Origin of the sequence: Segnochrobactrum spirostomi, assembly GCF_009600605.1 — a bacterium.
Taxonomy (GTDB): domain Bacteria; phylum Pseudomonadota; class Alphaproteobacteria; order Rhizobiales; family Segnochrobactraceae; genus Segnochrobactrum; species Segnochrobactrum spirostomi.
The window spans coordinates 1,997,923-2,019,398 of record NZ_VWNA01000001.1; the positions used below are offsets into that span (position 1 = coordinate 1,997,923).

At 69.7% G+C, this 21,476-nt stretch carries 14 protein-coding genes; 10 read left to right on the forward strand and 4 right to left on the reverse strand.

Annotation, left to right across the window (positions count from 1 at the left end):
• Positions 1-151: 151 nt before the first annotated feature.
• A complete protein-coding gene (locus F0357_RS09005; RefSeq protein ID WP_153480018.1) occupies positions 152-1,054 on the reverse strand; it encodes a DMT family transporter in 903 nt (300 codons plus the stop codon).
• 233 nt (positions 1,055-1,287) lie between these two features.
• On the opposite strand from F0357_RS09005, the gene F0357_RS09010 reads away from it, so the two are divergent.
• The 6 genes from F0357_RS09010 to bla all read left to right on the forward strand — a co-directional run bounded on the left by F0357_RS09010 (position 1,288) and on the right by bla (position 10,674).
• Positions 1,288-2,136, forward strand: a complete 849-nt coding sequence (locus tag F0357_RS09010) for an N-formylglutamate amidohydrolase (protein ID WP_153480019.1) — start codon at positions 1,288-1,290, stop codon at positions 2,134-2,136.
• Positions 2,133-2,453 (forward strand): DUF1244 domain-containing protein, encoded by a 321-nt coding sequence (locus F0357_RS09015; RefSeq protein ID WP_153480020.1) that lies wholly within the window; start codon positions 2,133-2,135, stop codon positions 2,451-2,453. Before F0357_RS09010 ends, F0357_RS09015 begins: the two co-directional genes overlap by 4 nt.
• Before the next feature lie 117 nt (positions 2,454-2,570).
• Positions 2,571-2,852: a DUF2312 domain-containing protein gene (locus tag F0357_RS09020; protein ID WP_153480021.1), complete on the forward strand. Its 282-nt coding sequence runs from the start codon at positions 2,571-2,573 to the stop codon at positions 2,850-2,852.
• Between the two features lie 217 nt (positions 2,853-3,069).
• Positions 3,070-5,040, forward strand: a complete 1,971-nt coding sequence (locus F0357_RS09025) for an autotransporter assembly complex protein TamA (RefSeq protein WP_153480022.1) — start codon at positions 3,070-3,072, stop codon at positions 5,038-5,040.
• A gap of 37 nt (positions 5,041-5,077) precedes the next feature.
• Positions 5,078-9,457, forward strand: coding sequence for a translocation/assembly module TamB domain-containing protein (locus F0357_RS25170; RefSeq protein WP_153480023.1), 4,380 nt, complete (start codon positions 5,078-5,080; stop codon positions 9,455-9,457).
• Between the two features lie 287 nt (positions 9,458-9,744).
• Entirely contained in the window at positions 9,745-10,674 is a 930-nt protein-coding gene (gene bla / locus F0357_RS09035) for a class A beta-lactamase (protein WP_153480024.1), read from the forward strand.
• A gap of 12 nt (positions 10,675-10,686) precedes the next feature.
• Here the strand turns inward: bla and F0357_RS09040 are convergent, their stop codons facing one another.
• Positions 10,687-12,162 (reverse strand): FGGY family carbohydrate kinase, encoded by a 1,476-nt coding sequence (locus tag F0357_RS09040; protein ID WP_312861520.1) that lies wholly within the window; start codon positions 12,160-12,162, stop codon positions 10,687-10,689.
• A 609-nt stretch (positions 12,163-12,771) separates the two neighbouring features.
• On the opposite strand from F0357_RS09040, the gene F0357_RS09045 reads away from it, so the two are divergent.
• Positions 12,772-13,383, forward strand: coding sequence for a CarD family transcriptional regulator (locus F0357_RS09045; protein ID WP_153480026.1), 612 nt, complete (start codon positions 12,772-12,774; stop codon positions 13,381-13,383).
• Positions 13,384-13,791: 408 nt separating this feature from the next.
• Entirely contained in the window at positions 13,792-14,625 is an 834-nt protein-coding gene (locus F0357_RS09050; RefSeq protein ID WP_153480027.1) for an RNA polymerase factor sigma-32, read from the forward strand.
• A 21-nt stretch (positions 14,626-14,646) separates the two neighbouring features.
• Here F0357_RS09050 and polA read toward each other — a convergent pair whose 3' ends face one another.
• Both polA and fumC read right to left on the reverse strand, forming a co-directional pair.
• Positions 14,647-17,685, reverse strand: a complete 3,039-nt coding sequence (polA, locus tag F0357_RS09055; RefSeq protein WP_376767795.1) for a DNA polymerase I — start codon at positions 17,683-17,685, stop codon at positions 14,647-14,649.
• Positions 17,686-17,807: 122 nt separating this feature from the next.
• A complete protein-coding gene (gene fumC / locus F0357_RS09060; protein WP_153480028.1) occupies positions 17,808-19,229 on the reverse strand; it encodes a class II fumarate hydratase in 1,422 nt (473 codons plus the stop codon).
• 180 nt (positions 19,230-19,409) lie between these two features.
• Here fumC and F0357_RS09065 point away from each other — a divergent pair, with 180 nt between their 5' ends.
• On the forward strand, positions 19,410-19,982 hold the full coding sequence (locus tag F0357_RS09065) for an HPF/RaiA family ribosome-associated protein (RefSeq protein ID WP_153480029.1): 573 nt from the start codon (positions 19,410-19,412) through the stop codon (positions 19,980-19,982).
• Positions 19,983-20,207: 225 nt separating this feature from the next.
• Positions 20,208-21,473 carry a metallophosphoesterase family protein gene (locus F0357_RS09070; protein ID WP_153480030.1) on the forward strand — a complete coding sequence of 422 codons (1,266 nt, stop codon included), beginning with the start codon at positions 20,208-20,210 and terminating at the stop codon, positions 21,471-21,473.
• Positions 21,474-21,476: the final 3 nt, after the last annotated feature.

A 21,476-nucleotide genomic window follows, 5' to 3' on the forward strand; every position in this document is an offset into this window, starting at 1 on the left:
GTCAACGAATGGGCCGGCGTCGGGAAGAGGGGGGAAACGCCGGCGGCGTCTGTCATGGGAGACGAATGCGGCAGGTTCGCGTCGCAACCGCCGCGCAGCCGTGCAGGGCGCCCGCACCTCACCAAACATGGCGAACGATCCACCGCCACGCTCAGGCGCTCCCGCTCCGCCGCGGCCGGGCGACCCAGATGCCGGACAGGATGGCGATACCGCCGACGAGTTGCAGGCCGGTGATCGCCTCGTTGAAGAAGGCGTAGCCGAACAGGGCGGCGGCGACCGTCTCCAGGAAGATGACGAGGGACGAGAACGCCGCCGACAGGTGGCCGAGGGCGAAGGCGAGCAGGCCCTGTCCACCGACCTGGCTCACCAGTGCGAGCGCGACGAGCGCCCCGACCCCGGCGAGGGACGCAGGCAGGAAATGACCGTCGAGCGCCGCCGCCACGACGAGGAGCACGGCGGCGGTGATGAGGGTCGAGCGATAGAGGACGAGGCCGGAGCCCATGGTGCGGCGGGCGACGCGCACGCTCAAGAAATAGGCTCCGAAAAAGAGCGAGGTGACGACGCCGCAGAGGTCACCGAACACCCGCTCCGGGTTGAGGCCGAGGCTCGATCCGACGAGGAGAAGCGCGCCGGCGACGCACAAGGCGAGGCCGGCGAAGGTCGCGCGACTCACCGGTTCGCCGATGAAGACACGAGAGCCTAGGGCGACCCACACCGGCGCCAGCGTGCCGAGCAGCGTGGCGTTGGTGAGCGTCGTGTTGAGGATGGCGAGGTGCCAGAAGATGAGATCGCCGGCGAAGAACAGCCCGGCGAACACGACAGGGCGGCTCCAGGGCACGGCCGGCACGCCGCGCGATTCGAGCCGCGCCCAGAGCCACAAAAACGGGATCGACAGCCCGGCGCGCCAGAACGCGCTGACGAACGGGCCGACCTCGGCCCACCGCACGAACACCGCCGAGGCCGCCATGCCGATCGCACCACCGACGAGGGCGATCCCGGCGAAGACGAGCGCGCGGGACCGCGGGGCAGACGAACGATCGGCAAGGATGGTCATGAGCGGTGGCGTTTCGTGAGGAGCGGTGCCGAAACGGCACCCTGGCGAAGACGCCCGGGGCTCGATATGGTGCCCGCATAGAGCACGGCGCGCCGCCGGACCGGGCGACCTGTAGCCCCGGCGTCCGCGCATCGCAATCCCCTGTTGCGGTCCTCCCCCGAACCGGCCTCGAGCGCCGCCGCCCGGCGAGCCCAGGCGCATCACCGAACCCCGCGCACTCATCACCCAACCCTATGACCGCGACCCTTTCCGCAGATCCCGGCTTCGATCCCGTCGTGACGATCGACGGCGACGACACCTCCGGCATCCTCCTCCTCTGTGATCACGCCTCGAATCGGCTGCCGCCGCGCTACGGCACACTCGGCCTGCCGGCGAGCGAGCTCGAACGCCACATCGGCTACGACATCGGGGCCGAGGCGGTGACGCGCGGCCTCGCCGCTCGGCTCGGCGCGCCGGCGCTGCTCACGACCTATTCACGGCTGCTCATCGATCCGAACCGCGGCGAGGACGACCCGACTTTGGTGATGCGGCTCTCCGACGGTGCGGTGGTGCCCGGCAACGCCCGGGCCGACGCGGCGGAACGCGACCGTCGCATCGCGCGCTTCCACCGGCCCTATCACGACGCGATCGCCGCCAAGGTCGCCGCGATGGCGGCCGGTGGGCGGGCGCCGCTCGTGATCGCGATCCATTCCTTCACACCGGTCTGGCGCGGCTGGCCGCGGCCCTGGCATGTCGGCATCCTGTGGGACGCCGATCCGCGCGGCGCCGTGCCCTTCATCGCCCTGTTGCGCCGGGACGACACCTTGGTCGTCGGCGACAACGAGCCCTATGACGGGGCGCTCAAGGGCGATACCTTATACCGACACGCGACCGCACACGGTTATCCGCACGCCCTCGTCGAGATCCGGCAGGACCTGATCGCCGAAGAATGCGGCGCGGCCGCCTGGGCGGACCGGCTCGCGCCGATCATCGAGACGCTGCGGCGCGACCCCGAAACCGAGCGGATCGAACGGTTCGGATCACGCACGGGGCCGGTCGCGGACGAACATGCCGCCGGGGCGCAGGGAGAGACGAGACGATGAGCGAGATCGACGACGCGACCCGGACCGAACTCGAGGCCGCGGCCTTCCGCCGCCTCGTAGCGCATCTGCGCGAGCGCACCGACGTCCAGAACATCGACCTGATGAATCTCGCCGGGTTCTGCCGCAACTGCCTCGCCAACTGGTATCGCGACGCGGCCGAGGCGAAGGGCCTCGCTTTGACGAAGGACGAAACGCGCGAGATCGTCTACGGCATGCCCTACGACGACTGGAAGGCGCGCCATCAGACCGAGGCGACCCCGGCCCAATCGGCCGCGTTCGAGGTCTCCCAAACGGCGGCACTCCACAAGGATCATTGAGGGCACGCGCCCTTTTCACCGCTTATTAGGCAATCCGCGGGCAGGTGGCGCGGAGGGACGGCGGGAACGCCGCGCCGACGGGAGCCACCGCGCCTCCGGCGATCACGAGGACACTTCATGGCCGATACCGAAACCATCGATTCCGGCGCCGTCGCCGCCGATCAATTACGCGCCTTCGTCGAGCGCATCGAGCGCCTCGAGGAGGAGAAGAAGTCGATCTCCGACGACATCCGCGATGTCTACGGCGAGGCGAAGGCCAACGGCTTCGACACCAAGATCCTGCGTCAGGTGATCAAGCTGCGGAAGCAGGACGCCGACGAGCGCCACGAGCAGGAGACGATTCTCGATCTCTACCTCGCCGCTCTCGGCATGATCCCGGGCTCCGTCGGCAATACCTGAAGCGGTGGCGAGGGCCGGGCCGGCGCGGCGTTTTCGTCGTCGTCATCCGGTCCTAACCTTTTGACCATACTTGCAGGCGATTGTCGGAGCAGGCGAGACGCGGCAACCGCGATCTCGCCCCTCCCGCGGGAAGCGGTGCGAGGCTGAGCGGCGCGGGCGGGCGCCGAAACGGGACGGGCGGACCTACGTCCGCGGCGAACGAGGTGCAGTTCAGGGCATGGCCGAGCCCAGACCACGCCTGAAGACCAAGTGCCGTCCCGCGGGTCGGCGCTGGCCTTCGTGCGCGCTCGTCACGGTGGTGCTCGCCGCCACGCCCTCGCCGGCCGACGCCGGCTGGTTCGACTGGCTGTGGGGCAACAAGAAGCAGACCTCGAACACCACCACCGTCGAAGCGACGTCGAAGGACGACCTCGACGGCATCAAGCGCCAGGTCAAGGTCAAGTTCGACGTGACCGGCGGCAATGCCGACGTCACCAGCCTGATCGAGGACTCCTCGGGTCTTCAGGATCTCGCCGAGGCCGGCGGCGCCAGTTCCGACGCTATTCTGCGCGCCGCGCTCTCCGAGCAGGACCGCATCCTCGGCATTCTCTATACGCGGGGTCTTTACGGCGCGATCGTTCAGGTCCAGGTCGCCGGGACCGCCGCCACCGATCCGACGATCCGCGACGCTATCGAGGCGGCGGTGCGCCGCGGCAACGTCCACGCGACCGTCACCGTGCAAACGGGGCGGGTCTTCAAGTTCGGCACCGTCCGCGTCGAGAACACCGACAAGGGCCCCGCCCCGGTTGGACCCGCCGACACCGGGCTCGTCGTCGGCGCGGTCGCGAGTTCGACCAACATCATCGCGGCCGAGGACAAGCTCGTGCAGGCGATGCAGCAGCGGGGCTACCCGCTCGCCGCCGTCGGCAGCCGCACCGTGATCGCCAACCACGCGAACCACACGGTGGAGGTGATCTATCCGGTCACGCCCGGCCGCAAGGCGACCTTCGGCCAAGTCATCGTCGAGGGCACGGACAAGATGCGTCCGGCCGTCGTGGCGAGCCGCGCGCCATTCCGCGAGGGCCAGCCCTACCGACCCGGCCCGCTCGACGATTACGCTCGGGATCTGCGCAGCCTCGAGGTGTTTTCGAGCGTCCGCGTCACGCCGGGAGACCAGGTGGCGCCCGACGGGACGATCCCGATCATCGTCCATGTCACCGAGCGCAAGCTGCATTATGTCGGCGCCTCGGCCTCCTGGTCGAGCGAGGACGGTGCCGTCATCTCGGCCTATTGGGGCCACCGCAATCTGTTCGGCGGCGGCGAACGGCTCAAGTTCGACGCCGAGGTGTCGCGCCTCTTCGTCAACGATCCGAACGACCTGCAATACCGGATCGGCTTCACCTTCACCAAGCCGGGCCTGTGGTCCTACAAAAACGACCTGATCCTCGCGAGCCACTTCGTCCGCGAGACGCCGAAGGCCTATACCCGCACCGGCGTCGACAACGAGATCACCCTGCTCCACCATTTCAACGAGCAGACGGACGCCTCGATCGGTCTCGCGCCGAGCTTCTCCACCATCGAGGACCCGTTCGGGAAGCATTATTACGGCCTCGTCGGCGTGCCGATCGCGGCCCATGCCGACACCACCGACAACAAGCTCGACCCGACCAAGGGCTACCGCTTCACCGGCTCGTTCACGCCCTATGGCGGCGAGATCGGCGACACCAACACGATGCTGCGGACCTATGCGAGCCTGTCCGCCTACCACGCGTTCGACCCAAACGCGCGCTTCATCCTGGCGGGCAAGGTCGAGGTCGGGTCGGTGGTCGGCCCCTCGCTCGAAAGCACGCCGGCGAACCTGCGCTTCTATGCCGGCGGCGGCGGCTCGATCCGCGGCTATGCCTTCCAGGCGGCGAGCCCGCGCACCGTCTACAACCAGATCACGGGCGGCCGCAGCCTGTTCACCACCCAGCTCGAACTGCGCGCCAAGGTGACCGATACCATCGGCGTCGTGCCGTTCGTCGATTTCGGCAGCGCGTTCAAGGAATCCTATCCAGACTTCTCGGACTCGCTCAAAGTCGGCGTCGGCATGGGCCTGCGCTATTATACGGCGATCGGTCCGATCCGCTTCGACTTCGCCGTGCCGATGCAGAAAGAGCATGGCGACGACAACTGGGCGGCCTATCTCAGTCTCGGACAGGCCTTCTGATCATGGCCGCCCGGACGGAGACCGCGAGGATGCAACCGTGAGCGACGTGAGGCCGGCCCGTGCCCGCACACCCCGCCGACGCCGCCCCGCCATGGGCTGGCGGATCGTGCGGGGGCTCGCCCTCGGCATCGTCGGGCTCGTCGCCGCCGTGGCGGTCGCCGTGCCGCTCCTCCTGTTCACGGCGACCGGCCGCTCCGTGCTGGTCGGTCTCGTGGAGATCGCGACCCGGGCGGCGGGGATGCCGGTCACGATCGCGCGCGTCGGCGGCTCCGGTCTCGATGATCTCGAGCTCGGCGGCATCAAGGTCGCCGATCGCGACGGGGTCTGGCTCGGCATCGACCGCGTCCGCCTCGTCTGGCATCCCCGCGCCCTGCTCGGCCGGGTGTTCGCCGCCGACACGCTCGACATCGGCAGGGTCGACGTCACCCGTCCGCCGGCGTCCGACGGCACCGCATCGTCCTCGTCGGGGCCGTTCACGCTGCCGGTCGGCATCGACCTCAAGGCGTTCAAGGTCGGCACCGTCGCGCTCGCCTCGCCGGTGGCCGGTCAGGCGGTCGAGCTCGGGCTCGCCGGCAGCCTCGGCCTGCCCGCCAACGACGCCACCGCCCCGGTAACCGCGACGCTTTCGGTCGACGGCCGCGGCGAGAGCGCGCCGGACGCCAATCTCGCCTTCAGCTTCGTGCCCGCCACGGCGACGCTGAAAGCCAAACTCGACGGCGAGGAACCCGCCGGCGGCGTGCTCCACCGCATGATCGGCGTCGCCGACGCCTCTCCGCTCACCGTCGCCCTCGCCGGTGACGGAACCCTCGACGATTGGAACGGCACCCTGTCGCTCGCCCTCGGCAGCGAGACGCTGACGAGCGGCAAGGCGCGCATCGAGCGCGTCACCGGCGGGCGGCGCGTCACCGCCGGCTTCGACGCGACGATCGAAACGCTGCTGCCGCAGACCATCAAGCCGGTCGTCGCCGGCACCACCCGCGCCGAGGCGATCGCGCTCATCGAGGACGACGGCGACATCGTCGTCGACAAGGCGGCGATCTCCGGCGCCGGAGGCTCGCTCACCGCGAAGGGCAGCCTGAGCGGCACCAAGCGGACCCTCGATTTCACCTTCGACGCCAAGGTTGCGGGTTCCGACATCTATGCCCCCCTCGTCGGTCCGGTCGCGACCTGGCAGGGCGCAACGGTGTCGGCCAAGATCGGCGGCACCGCCTTCGCCCCGACGCTCTCCCTCGACGGCACCATCGACGCACCGACCACCGCCACCCTCACGGCGAAGCAGGCCAAGATCAAAGCGAACATCGCCCCGGCCGGCGGGTCGCTGTTCGGTGGCGATTCGACCCAGCATCTGACCGCCAACGTCTTGCTCGACGGCGCGAGCCTCGCCGGCAAGGCGCTCTCCGCCAAGGGCGCGCCGTCCCTCGCCGTCGAAGGTACCCTCGATGCGGGCGGTAAGGTCGTCATCGACAAGGCGCGCCTCCAGGCGCTCGACATTGCCGCCGACGCCACCGGCACCTGGGATCGCGGCACCGGCACGCTCGACCTCACCGCCGTGGCGGCCGACCTGAAGCCGCTCGGCACCCTGATCGGTCAGCCCCTCGCCGGCACGCTCAAGCTCAAGGCGAGCGCGAACGGCGATCCCGCGGCGCAGACGGGAAGCGTCGACATCGACCTCACGGCGAGCGGCCTCGCCACCGGCCTGCCGGAGGTCGACGGCCTCGTCGGCAAGACGCCCCGCCTCTCCGCCGCCCTCAAGGCCGGCGCCACGGCGGTCACCATCGACCGCTTCAGCCTCGAATCGGCCAAGCTCCAGGCCGAAGCCTCCGGCTCCTACGGCGAGGGCGGCGACGGCATCCGCCTCAAGGCGACCGTGGCCGACCTCAGGGCGCTCGCCCCCACCCTCGGCGGCAAGGCCTCGGTTGACGCGACCATCGCCGGGACCTTCGCGGCGCCGACCGTGAAAGCGGACATCCGCTCGGACGAGGTGATCGCGGCCGGCGAGCGCATCAGCCGCGTCAAGGCCACGATCGACGGCGGACGCCGCACCGACGGCACGCTCTCGGCGACCATCGCCCTCGACGGCACGGCGCGAGGCAACCCGGTGACCGCGCGCACCTCGGTCTCGACGGGCCCGAACGGCGACGTGCTCGACATCGCCAAGCTCGATCTCGTCGGCCTCACCGCGGCCGGCAAGCTCACCCGTCCCACGACCGGCAATCCGTCGGGCCGCCTCACGGTGAGCGCCCGCGACATCGCCCCCGCCGCCGCGCTCGCCGGCATCGCCGCGACCGGCGGCTTCGACGCGGCGATCGATCTCGGCGCAAACGGCGGCAACGCCGCCCATGTAACGCTCAAGAGCGCGCAGGCCGCGGCCCTCGGCTACGACGTGCGCGACGTCGCCCTCGACGCCACCGTGACCGACCCGCTCGGCGCCGCAGCGGTGCGCGGAACCGCGACCTTGGGCGGTCTCACCGGCGACGGCATCGCCGCCGACGGCGTTCGTGTGAGTGTATCGGGACCGCTCTCGGCGCTCGCGGTGACGGCCGGCGGCCGGCTCAACGGCGCCACCCTGGCGACGGAGGGGACCGTCGGCCTGCCTCAGCCGATCGGCGCGGCCGGCCCGATCCGCATCGCCCTCACCTCGTTCTCCGCGAGCCGCGACGCGGTCACCGCACGTCTGACGCGGCCCGGCACGATCACCGTCAATGGCGACAGCGTTGCCCTCGACCTCGCCCTCGGCGTTTCCGGCGGCGGGTCGGCGACCGTGCGCGGCACCGCCGGCGCGCGCCAGCTCGGCCTCGACGTCCGGCTCGAGGCGCTTCCGCTCGCCCTCGCCAACGTCGTGAAGCCCGATCTCGGGGCGGCGGGCACGCTCGCGGGCCGCCTCGGCATCGCCGGCACGCCCGCAGCGCCGCGGATCGATTACGACCTCACGGTGCGCGGCGCCCGGGTCGCGGCGATGCCAGCGGCGATGCCGGCGGTCGACGCGGCGGTGCGCGGCCAGACCCAGAACGGCCGGCTCGGCGTCACGGGCACCGTGACGGCCGGAACCACCCGGCTCATCCTCGACGGCAGCGCCCCGCTCGACGCCCGCGGCCGCTTCGATCTCGGCGTGCGCGGCACGGCGGACCTCGCTCTCATCGACCAGATCGCCCCCTCGCCGAGCCGCCGCGTCGGCGGCACCCTGACCCTCGACGGACGCGTCACCGGCCCGATCACGGCGCCGGATTTCGCCGGCGACCTCGTGCTCGCCAACGCCTCGGCGTCGGACGTCCTGATCGGCTTCGCCTTCCAGAAGATCGACGGCCGGGCACGCATCGAGAACCGCGTCGCCCGCATCCAGAGTTTCGCCGGCACCTCGCGCGGTGGCGGCACGCTCTCGGCGAGCGGCACCGTCTCGCTCGACCCGACCCAAGGCATGCCGGCGAACCTGACGGTCACCACGCAGAATCTGGTGCTGCGCTACGAAGGCATGGTCCAGGCGACGGCGAATTCGCAGATCGCGATCACCGGCCCCGTGTTGTCCGGTCCGCTCGTCGCCGGCAAGATCGACCTCGGCCGCGTCGACGTGACGATCCCGAACCGGCTGCCGAATTCGGTCGCGCCGATCGCGGTCGAGCACATCAACGTGCCACCGGCAAAGCTCGCCTTCTTCCCCAAGCCGTCGCCACTGAAGGCGAACGGCCAGACCGCCCCGGCCGCCGCCCCGCCTTACGCCGCGAATCTCAATCTCGCGATCAGCGCCTCGCGACACGTCTTCGTCTCGGGCCAGGGCATCGATGCCGAGTTCAGCGGCTCCTTCACCCTCACCGGTACCAGCGCCGCGCCGATCGTCAACGGCGGCCTGACCCTGCGCCGCGGCACGTTCCAATTGCTGACCCAGCAGCTCACGTTCAACACCGGCACGATCGCCTTCGTCGACAGCCTCGATCCGGTGCTCAACTTGACGGCGTCCACCCAATCCGGCGACGTGATCGCCTCCGTGAACGTCACCGGCCGCGCCTCGGCACCGCAGATCGGCTTCTCCTCGCAGCCCTCCCTGCCCCCGGACGAGGTGCTGTCGCGCATCCTGTTCAACAAATCGGCTGGCGGCCTCACCATCCCCCAGGCGCTGATGCTCGCCGATGCCGTCGCCAACATGACCGGCATCACCGGTCACGGCCCGGGCGTTCTCGGCCAGTTGAAGAGCCAGGTGGGCCTGAGCCAGCTCGCGGTGACCACCGACAAGAACGACAATCCCCAGGTTCAGCTCGGCGGCTACCCGGTCAAGAACCTCTATGTCGGCGTCGTGCAGGGGTTGACGGCCGCGACGACCGGTGTGCGCGTCAACGTGGACGTCACCAAGAACGTCCAGCTTCAGGGCACCGTCGGCTCCAACGGCACCACCACGCTCGGCATCGGCACCGAGATGGAATATTGAGCCGGCGCACATTCCCGATCACGTTTGCGCGCGCCGCGGACGGATCGTGCGGCGAGCCCTGGAAAGGGCGGCATTTCTCTCCGATTTAAGACCGGCGGCCTCGCCGCGACGCGCGGACGGTCGCCCCGACCAGCCCTCCCCATCGATCGGACCTCGGCCCGAACGGCCGGCTGTTCGGGAAGAACGGGATGGGTTTCTACCGTGTGTCGGGCAAGCACCTCGACCCTCCCCAGCGCCCTTGCGCGGGTGCTCAAGACATTCTGGGCCGCGTTCGTTCGGAGTTGATCATGGCCGATCTCACGCGCCGCGCCGCGTTTTCGGCGCTTGCCGCGCCTTTCCTTCTCGCCCTGCCTCTGTTGCCGGCCCGCGCCGCCGACGCGCCCCAGTCCCAGCCCGGGGCCGGGGGCACACCCGCACGCCCGGACGCCGCCGCGGCGGTGGCGAAGTTCACCGCGATCGAGCAGGCGCACGGCGGCCGCCTCGGCGTCGTCGCGGTCGAGGCCGGCACCGGGCGCCGCATCGCCTATCGCGGCGACGAGCGCTTTCCCCTCTGCAACACCTTCGAGATCCTCGCGGCCGGCGCCGTGCTCGCCCGCGTCGATGCCGGGGAGGAGCACCTGGAACGGCGGGTGATCTTCCACGAGGACGACGTCGTCGAAGGCTCGCCGGCGACCCAGGGACACGTCCGGCCACCGGGCCTCACCCTCGCCGAGATCTGCGCCGCCGCGACCGAATACAGCGACAACACCGCGGCGAACCTGATGCTGCGCAGCCTCGGCGGACCGGAAGGGCTGACCGCCTTCCTGCGCTCGCTCGGCGACACCGAGAGCCGCGTCGATCGCTACGAGCCCGAGCTCAACGACGTGAAGCCGGGCGATCCCCGCGACACCACCACGCCGGCTGCGATGGCGGCCGACCTCGAGAAACTCCTCCTCGGACCGGTGCTCTCGCCGACCTCCCGCGCGCAGCTCGCCGCCTGGATGATCGCCTGCAAGACCGGCCTGGAACGCCTCCGCGCCGGGTTGCCGGCGGACTGGAAGGCGGGCGACCGCACCGGAGCGGACGGCCTCCTCGTCACCGATGATGTCGCCATCCTGTGGCCGCCCGAGCGGCCGCCGATCCTCGTCGCCGCCTATTATGCCGGTGGGGCCGGTGCACCGCGGCAGCAGGACGCCGTTCTCGCCGAGGTCGGCCGGATCGTCGCCGCCGCGTTCTGAGCCGATCGCGGCTCAGGCACCCGGCTGGCCTTCGGAAAAAGTCTCGGCGAGATCGCGGGCCACCCGCGAGACGGCGAGATAGGTCCGGTATCGCCGTTCGGCACGGGCGGCGCGCTCCGAACGGCGGCAATAAGCGGGCGACGTTTCCCCCGCTCCATCGGTGAAGCCCAGCGCAGGCGCGACCAGCCGATAGACCCCGCGCGCCGTGCCGGAGCGGGTCAACGGCGTCTCGACCACCGGAATGTTGGTCACGTCGGCGATGAGCTGCATCAGGAGCGGCTGGCGGGTGCCGCCGATCACCGTCATGCGCTTCGGCACGATCGGCAGCGTCGAGAGATTGTGGCGCACCGCATGGGCGATGCCTTCGAGCACGGCATAAGCGAGAGCGTCCGCGCCGTGCTCCTTGCCGAGGCCGAGGAAGCCACCGCGCACGGTGCGGTCCTCGAAGGGCGAACGCTCGCCGATCAGATAGGGCAGGAACAGGAGCGCCGGCGGGGTGGAATCGAGGGCCGCCCCCGCCGCGACCAGGTCGTCGATCGGCCGCCCAGTCAGGTCCGCAACCCATGCGACCGTCGAGCCGGCATTGAGGAAGGGGGCGACGACGATGACGTCCTCCCCGACCGGTGCCGCCAAGGTGTGGCAATCCCGGGGCGGGGCCGCCTGCGCGAGGCTCATGGTGGCCGCCACCCAGCCGGTGGTGCCGAGATAGACGTAAGGCGTGCCGTGGCCGTCCGCCTCGGCGCCCCAGGTCGCCGCGCCGCCGTCGCCGGCACCACCATAGACCGGCAGGCCGGCGGGAAGGCCGAGCTCGGCCGCCGACTCCGGTAGAAGCGGCCCAACGCGGGCATCGGCGGGGACGACTTCCGGCAGGATCGCCGCCGGCAGGCGCGATGCGGCCACGATGTCCGGGTCCCAGCGCCGCCGGGCGAGGGAGAAAAAGCCGGACAGGCTTGCGGTGGTCGGATCGATCACCGCCCGCCCGGTCATGCGATGGATGAGGACGTCCTTGGCGCCGAACAGGAGCGCGCGGGCGGCGGCGAGCCGCGCGGGGGCCGCGTCGGCGAGGTCCATCGCGCGGAAGATCGACATCGCCGGATCGAGGCGGTTGCCGACCTCCCGCTCGAAATCGCCGGGCAGCCGCGCCCGCAATACATGGGCGCGGGCCGCCGTGAGCCGCGCGTCGCTGTAGAGCACCGCCGGGCCGTCGGGTCGGCCGTCGGGGCCGACCACGACGAAGTTCTGCATCGAACCAGTGAGGGCGATCGCTTCGGGCGCGAACGCCGCGCCGAGGACCGACGCGACGCACTGAACGGCGCCGCGCGCCGCCCGCCACCAATCGTCGCAATCCTGCTCGGCCGCGCCGAGCCCGGGGCTCGCCGTCGGATAGTCCGCGCTCGCCTCGGCCAAGACCTGCCCGGCTTCGTCGAACGCCACCGCCTTCAGCGACGACGATCCGGCATCGAGCACCAGCAACCGACCTCTTCCCACCGCCATCTCCCCGCCGGGCTCCCGCCGCTGCGCCGTGTCCGGCCGAGCCGCCTGCATCGGGGCCAAGATTATTCGCGATGGCGGCAGGAGGAAACGGCCGGCGGGCGGATCTGAGCGGCGTCCGACGACACCGCACCGCGGTTCTTTCCGTTTCGCGCCGCTGCGGGAGATCGAATCGGGGACAATGAACCGGGAACAAGCAACCCATGAGCCCCCCACCCAGGTCATGGCAGCCATGCCGAGGGGGAAAAAGCACCGGTTGGAGCCCTCAGACCGTGTCGATCCCTTTGTTTTTTCGGCGCGTTGTGCTATTTTTGCTGACCATCGGAGAACATTCTCGACTCCGGATCCTCAGGCGGCCCCCCGGCTCCATTCCCTAGGGACGTAGGATCTCGCGGACCTGGTTCGCAAGACTGGGTTCGTTTTGCTTGAGTCGAGGAGATTTGACGAGGCGAGCACGACGGAAGAACTCGGGTGCGGCACGCGGGATTTGCGCGTGCGGGGTAGGCCCGGACGTTCAAGGTGCTCCGAGCGGACAGGGCGTTCTCCCCCGGACATCATGTCGGTCCGGTCGACGAGAACGGCAACGGGCGCAGGAGTTGGATGCGTATGGCCACCCCGGTAAAGAAGACGCCGCAGCGTCACGGGTTCAAGACGAACGAGCACATCGTGTATCCGGCCCACGGCGTGGGCCAGATCGTCGCGATCGAAGAGCGTGAAGTGGCGGGCCACAAGCTCGAACTCGTCGTCATCACGTTCGAGAAGGACAAGATGACGCTGCGCGTTCCGACCGCGAAGATCGCGTCCGTCGGCATGCGCAAGCTGTCCGACACCGAGACGGTCGAGAAGGCACTCGCCACCGTGCGCGGTCGCGCGCGCATCAAGCGCACGATGTGGAGCCGCCGCGCCCAGGAATACGAGGCGAAGATCAATTCGGGCGATCTCATCGCGATCGCCGAGGTTGTGCGCGATCTCTACCGCGCCGACAGCCAGCCCGAGCAGTCCTATTCCGAGCGTCAGCTCTACGAGGCCGCGCTCGATCGCATGGCCCGCGAGATTGCCGTCGTTCACGAAGTCTCCGAGACCGAGGCCGTGCGCGAGATCGAAGCGCAGCTCGCCAAGAGCCCGCGCCGTACCACCGCCGTGAAGACCGCCGAAGCCGACGAAGAGGCCGAGGACGAGGTCGCCGAGGAGGCTGAGGAGCAGGACGAGGCCGCCTGATCGGCCATATCTCCCTCGCAGAGTTTGGAAGGGCGTCCCTCGGGGCGCCCTTCTTGTTTGCAACACCGCGCGCTTCCCGGCGGGTGGTCCCACGGCCATGGCAGGGGGATCATATCGGCGCCGTCCGCGTTGCCGCTCAAGCGTATATCTCGAGAGCGTGTCTCGGAGGCGCGGCAGACCGGGGCAAGCGACCCGCCCCATGATGATACGAATAGGCTCGATGCCGACCGATCCGGCGGCGTTGGTCGAACGTAGAAGACCGGACAGCAGGTCGATGGCTCGCGGCGTCGCGTGGGACGCCGGCGGCCTGCCGGTAGGGACGAGGATCCCATGGGCAGCATATCGAAAGTCGGAGCAAGGCCCGGTCGAGGCGGAAGCGCGGCGATCGTCGGCGAAGAGGGGCGGAGCATGGTGCGCGCCGCCATGCGGGCGCCCTATCTCGAACGCGGCGAAGAGCAGGCCCTCGCGGTGCGCTGGCGCGAGAAGCGCGACCAGCACGCGCTGCACCAGCTCGCCCAGGCCCACATGCGCCTCGTCATCGCCGTGGCGGCCCGCTTCCGCTATTTCGGCCTGCCGATGAGCGACCTCATCCAGGAAGGGCATGTCGGTCTTCTCGAGGCCGCACAGCGCTTCGAGCCGGAGCGCGACATCCGCTTCGCGACCTACGCGACGTGGTGGATCCGTGCCGCCATCCAGGATTATGTCCTGCGCAACTGGTCGATTGTGCGCGGCGGCACCTCCTCGACCCAGAAGGCGCTGTTCTTCAACCTGCGCCGGCTGCGCGCGAAGCTCGCCGTCGATGGAACGCGCTCGGAGACGGAGATCCAGCAGGAGATCGCCCTCGCGATCGGCGTGTCGACCTCCGACGTCGCCACCATGCAGACGCGGCTGTCGGGCTCCGACCTCTCGCTCAATGCCCCACTCACCGAAGGCGATGACGGCAGCGAGCGTCAGGACTTCCTCGTCGACGACCATCCGCTACCCGACGAGACGGTCGGCGAGGCGATCGACGACGCCCGCCGCAAGGTGTGGCTTCAGGATGCGCTGCGGTCGCTGAGCCCGCGCGAACTCGTCATCGTGCGCGAGCGCCGGCTGAAGGACGAAGGCGAGACCCTGGAAGCGCTCGGCACCACGCTCGGCATCTCCAAGGAGCGCGTGCGCCAGATCGAGGCGCGCGCCCTCGAGAAGCTCAAGGCGGTCCTCATCTCCGAGCACCCGGAGGCGGTTCGGCGGCTCTCCTGAGCCGCCGAACCGCCATTGGCCTCAGTGCGCCTCGTCCCAATTGAGGGCGGCGCGGGCATCGACCTTGAGCGGCACCGAGAGCTCGACGACCGGGAACGGTGCACTCTCCATCACCTCGACGATCACCGGGATCGTATCGGCGACCTGAGCCTCGGGCACCTGGAACACGAGTTCGTCGTGGACCTGGAGCAGCATCTGGGCGTCGAGCTTCGCCTTGGCGAGCGCGCCTTCCATGCGCACCATGGCGCGGCGGATGATGTCGGCGGCCGAGCCCTGGATCGGCGCGTTGATCGCGGCCCGCTCCATGAAGGCCCGCATCGACGGGTTCGACGAGCCGATCTCCGGATAATGGGCGCGGCGGCCGAAGATCGTCTCGACATAGCCGTGCTGGCGGGCGAACGCCTTGGTGCCGTCCATGTAGGCGCGGATGCCGGGGAAGCGCTCGAAATAGCGCCGGATATAGGCGCCCGCCTCGTCGCGGCCGATGCCGAGCTGGGCGGCGAGCCCGAACGCCGAAATCCCGTAGATGATGCCGAAATTGATGGCCTTGGCGCGCCGGCGCACCGCCGGGTCCATGCCTTCGACCGGCACCCCGAACATCTCCGACGCCGTCATCGCGTGGATGTCGATGCCGTCGGCGAACGCCTTCTTGAGCTGCGGGATGTCGGCGACGTGGGCGAGCACGCGCAGTTCGATCTGGCTGTAATCGGCCGAGACGAGCCGCGTTCCCGGCTCGGCGACGAACGCCGAGCGGATCTTGCGCCCCTCTTCGGTGCGCACCGGAATGTTCTGGATGTTGGGTTCCGAGGACGATAACCGCCCCGTCGTCGTCGAGGCGAGCGAGAACGAGGTGTGCACCCGCTTCGTCTCGGGATGGAGATAGCTGGGCAGCGCGTCCGTATAGGTCGATTTCAGCTTGGCGACCTGCCGCCATTCGAGAACCTTGGCCGGCAGGACGTGGCCCTGGGCGGCGAGGTCTTCGAGCACGTCCGCCCCGGTGCCCCAGGCGCCGGTCTTGGTTTTCTTGCCGCCCGGGATCGCCATGCGCTCGAACAGGATCTCGCCGAGTTGCTTCGGCGAGGCGACGTTGAAGGGTTCGCCGGCGAGGTCGGCGATCTCGGCCTCGACGCGGGCCATCGTCTGGGCGAACTCACCGGAGAGCCGTGACAGGATCTGCCGGTCGATGGCGATGCCGCGCCGCTCCATGCGGGCGAGCACCGGGATCATCGGCCGTTCCAGCCGCTCGTAGACGCTCGTCATGCCCTCGGCGGCGAGCCGCGGCTTCAGCACCAGCCAGAGCCGGAGCGTGATGTCGGCGTCCTCGGCCGCATAATGGGTGGCGCGGTCGACGGGGACCCGGTCGAACGTGATCTGCGCCTTGCCGCTGCCGGCGACGTCCTTGAAGGCGATCGGCTTGTGGCCGAGGTGACGCTCCGAGAGATCGTCCATGCCGTGGCTGCGGTCGCCCGCATCGAGGGCATAGGAGATCAGCATGGTGTCGTCGTAGGGCGCGATCTCGATGCCGTAGCGGGAGAGCAGCAGCCAATCAAATTTGAGGTTCTGCCCGACCTTGAGGACCGACGGGTCCTCGAGCAGGGGCTTCAGCCGGTCGAGCGCCTCGCGGACCGGAACCTGGTCGGGGACGAGGCCGCCGCCGAACAGGCCGTCGTCGCCCGCCTTGTGCAAGAGCGGCAGATAGGCGGCGCGGCCCGGCGCGGTCGCCAGACTCACCCCGACGAGATCGGCCTGCATCGGATCGAGCGAGTTGGTCTCGGTATCGACCGCGACCACCCCCGCCTCGAACGCCGCCGCGATCCAGCGTTCGAGCTGCTCGGTCGAGGTGATGGTCTCGTAGGCGGCGTGGTCCACCGCCGCCCCGCCGAGCGCCTGACGGCGGGCGATGGCGAGCGAGCCCGGCCCTTCGCCCGGCGCCTCGCGTGGCGGCTCCGCCTCGCCGACGGCAACGGGCGCGGCCTCCGCGCCGCCCTCGGGCGCCACGTCGTCGCCGAGGCCGGCGTCCGCCGTGCCGGGACCGAAATTGCCGACGGCGTAGAACGGATCAGGCTCGATCGCGGAGACGTCGACGCCGCCGAGCTCGGCGATGCGGCGGGTCAGGGTGGTGAATTCCATCGCCTTCAGGAAGGCGACGAGGGGCTTCGGCTCCGGTTCCACGAGGGTCAGATCGGCGAGCGGCACCTCGACCTTGACGTCGTCGACGAGCGCCACGAGGCGGCGGGAGATCCGCGCCTGCTCGGCATTGGCGAGGAGGCTCTCGCGCCGCTTCGGCTGCTTGATCTCGGCCGCGCGGGCGAGCAGCGTGTCGAGATCGCCATATTCGCCGATGAGCTGCGCCGCGGTCTTGATGCCGATGCCGGGCACGCCGGGCACGTTGTCGGTGGCATCGCCTGCGAGCGACTGCACGTCGACGACCTTCTCCGGGGGGACGCCGAAATAGTCGACGACTTCGTCGTAGCCGATCCGCCGCTCGGGGCGGAACGAGCCGCGCTTGGCCTCGCCGGACGCCGGATCGTACATCGCGACGCCGGGCCGGATGAGCTGCATCAGGTCCTTGTCGGCGGAGATGATGAGGACGTCAGCGCCGGCGGCGTTCGCCTCGCGGGCATAGGTCGCGATGAGGTCGTCGGCCTCGTAGGTGTCCTGCTCGATCGGGATCAGGCCGAAGGCGCGCACCGCCGCCCGCATCAGCGGAAATTGCGGCACGAGGTCCGCCGGCGGATCGGGCCGGTGCGCCTTGTAGGGCGGATAGATCGCCTTGCGGAACGAGTTTTCCGACTTGTCGAAGATGATGGCGAGATGGGTCGGCCGGATGCCGACGGCGCCGTCCCGCACGAACTGCAGGAGCTTGGTGCAGAACAGCCGCACCGCCCCCGTCGGCAGCCCGTCGGAGCGGTAATTGTATTTCCGGTCCTGGTTCATGGACTGGAAATAGGCCCGGAACACGAAGGACGAGCCGTCGACCAGGAAGACGTGGTCGCCGGGCCGGACCGGAGGGGCGGAAGCGAGGGAGGGGGCGCTGTCGTTCGGCATGGGGCGGACCATGCCATCGCCGCGCCCCGGAGGAAAGCCGCCGGCCGGGCCGGCGGCCTCACAAAATGCGGGACGGCGATCGGGCTCCCACGGACGGCCGGCGACCGCCCGTCCGCGGGAGGGCGAGACGCGTCTTACTTCTTCTTCTTGAGCGGGTGCGTCATGTCCTCGGGACGGACCCACTCGTCGAACTGCTCGTTGGTCAGGAAGCCGAGCTTCAGGGCCGCTTCGCGCAGGCTCAGGTCCTCGCGGTGGGCGGTGAGCGCGATCTTCGCCGACTTCTCGTAGCCGATGTGCGGGTTGAGCGCGGTGACGAGCATCAGCGAATTCTCGAGATGCTCGCGGATGCGCTTCTCGTTCGGCGTGATGCCGCTCGCGCAATGCTCCTCGAAGCTCAGGCAGCCGTCGGCGATCAGGTCGGCGGATTCGAGCACGTTGTGCAGCATCACCGGCTTGTAGACGTTGAGCTGGAAGTTGCCCTGGCTGCCGGCGAAGGCGACCGCGTGGTCGTTGCCGAACACCTGGACAGCGACCATCGTCAGCGCCTCGCACTGGGTCGGGTTGATCTTGCCCGGCATGATCGAGGAGCCCGGCTCGTTCTCCGGGATCAGGATCTCGGCGAAGCCGGCGCGCGGGCCGCAGGCATACCAGCGCACGTCGTTGGCGATCTTCATCAGGGCGCCGGCGAGGGTGCGCAGGGAGGCGCTGACGTTGACCATCTCGTCGTGGGCCGAGAGGGCGGCGAACTTGTTCTCGGCCGAGAGGAACGGCTGGCCGGTGATCGCCGCGACGTGCTTGGCGACGGTGGCGCCGAACTCCGGATCGGCATTGAGGCCGGTGCCGACCGCGGTGCCACCGATGGCGAGGTTGCGGATACCGCCGAGCGCGGTCTCGATGCCGGCGATGGCGTGATCGAGCTGGGCGACCCAGCCGCCGACGAGCTGACCGAAGGTGAGCGGCGTCGCATCCTGAAGATGGGTGCGGCCGACCATCACGATCGATTCATAGGCCTTGCCGCGGGCGGCGAGGGTGTCGGCAAGCTTGCGCACCGCCGGAATGGTGCGGTGAACGATCTCCTCCGCCGCCGCGATGTGCATGGCGGTCGGGAAGGTGTCGTTCGACGACTGCGAATGGTTGACGTCGTCGTTCGGATGGATCGGCTTCTTGGAGCCGATCACGCCGCCGGCGATCTGGATCGCGCGGTTGGCGATCACCTCGTTGGCGTTCATGTTGGTCTGGGTGCCGGAGCCGGTCTGGAACACCACCAGCGGGAACTCGGAATCGAGCCGACCCTCGATGACGTCGTCGGCCGCCTTGGCGATCAGCTCGACCTTCTCCTTCGAAAGCTGGCCGAGCTCGCCGTTCGCGAGCGCCGCCGCCTTCTTCAGGATGCCGAGCGAGCGGATGACCGGGCGGGTGAAGACGAAGCGGTCGGTGCCGATGCGGAAATTCTCGCGGGACCGTTCCGTCTGCGCGCCCCAGAGGTGTTCGGCGGGCACTTCCACATCGCCGAGCGCGTCCTCTTCAATGCGGACCTTGGCGGCTTTGTCTTCCATCGGTCGTCTCCTGGCGTGGACCTGGTCGGGTTCGTGAACCCGCTGGCATCGCCGGCGATCGGGTCGCCGGGATGTGATCGGGCGCGACCATAGCGGGCTTCCGCGACGGGATCAAAAGCCCACTTCGCGCGTTATCGCCGGACCTCGGGGCGACGAAGAAAAACCCACAGGGAGGCCCCCATGGACGCGCCGCTTCAGATCGCTTTCCGCCACACCGCCCCGTCCGAGGCGCTCGAAACGCTGATCCGGGCGCGGGCCGAAAAGCTCGGACGCTACCATCCGCACATCATCGCCGGCCGCGTCGTGGTCGAGATTCCGCACCGCTCCGCCGCGAGCGCCCGCCCACCGGTCGCGCTCGCCGTCGAAATCGACGTGCCCGGCCGCACGCTGGTCGCTCGCGACGAGGGCATCGTGCATCAGGCGAAGGCCGACCAGACCGCGCTCGTCAATCGCGTGTTCGCCGCGATCGAGCGCCGGCTCGCCTCCGATGCCGCCCTGAAACGCGGGGCAATCAAGACGAGCGAGGCCGCAGGGGAAACCGGCCGCATCTCCCGTCTGTTCCCGGCGCAGAGCTACGGCTTCATCGAGATCAAAGAGGGGCCGGACCTCTACTTCACCCGCAATGCGGTGCAGTCGGGGAGTTTCGACACCCTCGCCGAGGGGAGCCTCGTCGAGATCACCCGCGCCACGACCGAAGGCCCGATGGGCCCCCAGGCGAGTTCCGTCCGGCCCTTCGGCGCCGTGGCGGCCTGAGGCCGGGGAACTCTGAGCCCCCTGAGCGATGGGGCCGAGGGGACCCAATGCCTCTCCGTCCCTCCCTTCCCCCCGCATGGCGGAGGGAAGGAAGGGCGGCGCTGTTCGATGCAGATCCGTCGGTGCGGCGCGTCTGTCCTTCAATCCGAACGAGTGCTATCTCGCTTGCGACCCTGAGGCGGCGACTCACCCCTTGAGTCGCCCGGACGTTCGCGAGACAGACGGTTGGCCGAGTTCCGCTTCCTCCACGCAGCCGACATTCATCTCGACAGCCCGCTCCACGGTCTGGCGCGCTACGAAGGGCTGCCGGTCGAGGAAATCCGCGGGGCGACCCGCGCGGCGTTCGACAATCTGGTCGCCCGCGCGATCGAGGAGGCGGTCGATTTCGTCCTGATCGCCGGCGATCTGTTCGACGGCGATTGGCGCGACATGGGCACCGGCCTCTATTTCGCCCGCGCCATGGGACGCCTCGATCAGGCGGGCATTCCGGTCTTCATCATCGCGGGAAACCACGACGCCGCCTCGGTCGTCACCCGCAGTGTGCCCTGGCCCGCCAATGTGCGCCTGTTCGGCAGCCGCAAGCCGGAGACGCATCTCCTCCCCGCGCTCAGCGTTGCAATCCACGGCCAGAGTTTCCACACGCCCGCAACGACCGACAACCTCGCCCTCGCCTACCCGTCCGCCGAGCCCGGCCTCTTCAACATCGGCATGCTGCACACGGCGCTTGCCGGACGGCCGGGACACGAAGCCTATGCGCCGTGCAGCGTCGACGACCTGCGCACCAAGGCCTACGATTATTGGGCGCTCGGCCACGTCCACGATTTCGAGCACGTCTCGACCGAACCCCCGATCGTCTTTCCCGGCAATATCCAGGGCCGCACCATCCGCGAGACCGGCGCCAAGGGCGCGGTCCTCGTCACCGTCACCGACCGGGCGGTGCGCGCGATCGAGCGCATCGAGCTCGACGTCATCCGCTGGGTGCGCGCGGAGATCGATTGTTCCGGCGCCTCGGCCGACCTGACGGAGCGGATGCGTGTGACGCTTTCCGCCCTGCACGACCGCAACGAGGCCGGCCTGCCGCAGATCGTGCGTCTCTCTCTCGTCGGTGCGACGCCGGCCGCAGGCGCGCTGCACGACCGCGCCGCCGGCCTGCGCGACGACGCCCGCGCCATCGCGGCGGCGATCTCGCCGGATCTTCACATCGAGAAGGTGAAGGTTCTGGTAAGCGAGCCCGCCGCCGACCGGCCGGCGCTCGGCGACGATCTCTCCGCCCTGATCGAGGAGGCAGCCGCCGACCCCGGACTGATCCGGGTGCTTTCCGCTGACCTCGAGAAGTTCATGCTCGCCGCCGAGACCCATCTCGGTCCTGCGGAAGAGGACGATCTACGCCGCGCCGCGGGCGAGGGAAACTGGCCGACCGTGCTCGCCCGCGCGGCGATCGCCTTGCGGGCGCGCCTCACCGGCGACGCATCGCCCGAGCGGGACGCCTGAGCC

What these genes read in the sequence shown, in the direction of transcription:
- F0357_RS09005 (WP_153480018.1), bottom strand. Translation starts at nt 1,054, where the DNA reads ATGACCATCCTTGCCGATCGTTCGTCTGCCCCGCGGTCCCGCGCGCTC.
- F0357_RS09025 (WP_153480022.1), top strand. Translation starts at nt 3,070, where the DNA reads ATGGCCGAGCCCAGACCACGCCTGAAGACCAAGTGCCGTCCCGCGGGT.
- fumC (WP_153480028.1), bottom strand. Translation starts at nt 19,229, where the DNA reads ATGGAAGACAAAGCCGCCAAGGTCCGCATTGAAGAGGACGCGCTCGGC.
- polA (WP_376767795.1), bottom strand. Translation starts at nt 17,685, where the DNA reads ATGGTCCGCCCCATGCCGAACGACAGCGCCCCCTCCCTCGCTTCCGCC.
- F0357_RS09020 (WP_153480021.1), top strand. Translation starts at nt 2,571, where the DNA reads ATGGCCGATACCGAAACCATCGATTCCGGCGCCGTCGCCGCCGATCAA.
- F0357_RS09065 (WP_153480029.1), top strand. Translation starts at nt 19,410, where the DNA reads ATGGACGCGCCGCTTCAGATCGCTTTCCGCCACACCGCCCCGTCCGAG.
- bla (WP_153480024.1), top strand. Translation starts at nt 9,745, where the DNA reads ATGGCCGATCTCACGCGCCGCGCCGCGTTTTCGGCGCTTGCCGCGCCT.
- F0357_RS09010 (WP_153480019.1), top strand. Translation starts at nt 1,288, where the DNA reads ATGACCGCGACCCTTTCCGCAGATCCCGGCTTCGATCCCGTCGTGACG.
- F0357_RS09045 (WP_153480026.1), top strand. Translation starts at nt 12,772, where the DNA reads ATGGCCACCCCGGTAAAGAAGACGCCGCAGCGTCACGGGTTCAAGACG.
- F0357_RS09015 (WP_153480020.1), top strand. Translation starts at nt 2,133, where the DNA reads ATGAGCGAGATCGACGACGCGACCCGGACCGAACTCGAGGCCGCGGCC.
- F0357_RS09050 (WP_153480027.1), top strand. Translation starts at nt 13,792, where the DNA reads ATGGTGCGCGCCGCCATGCGGGCGCCCTATCTCGAACGCGGCGAAGAG.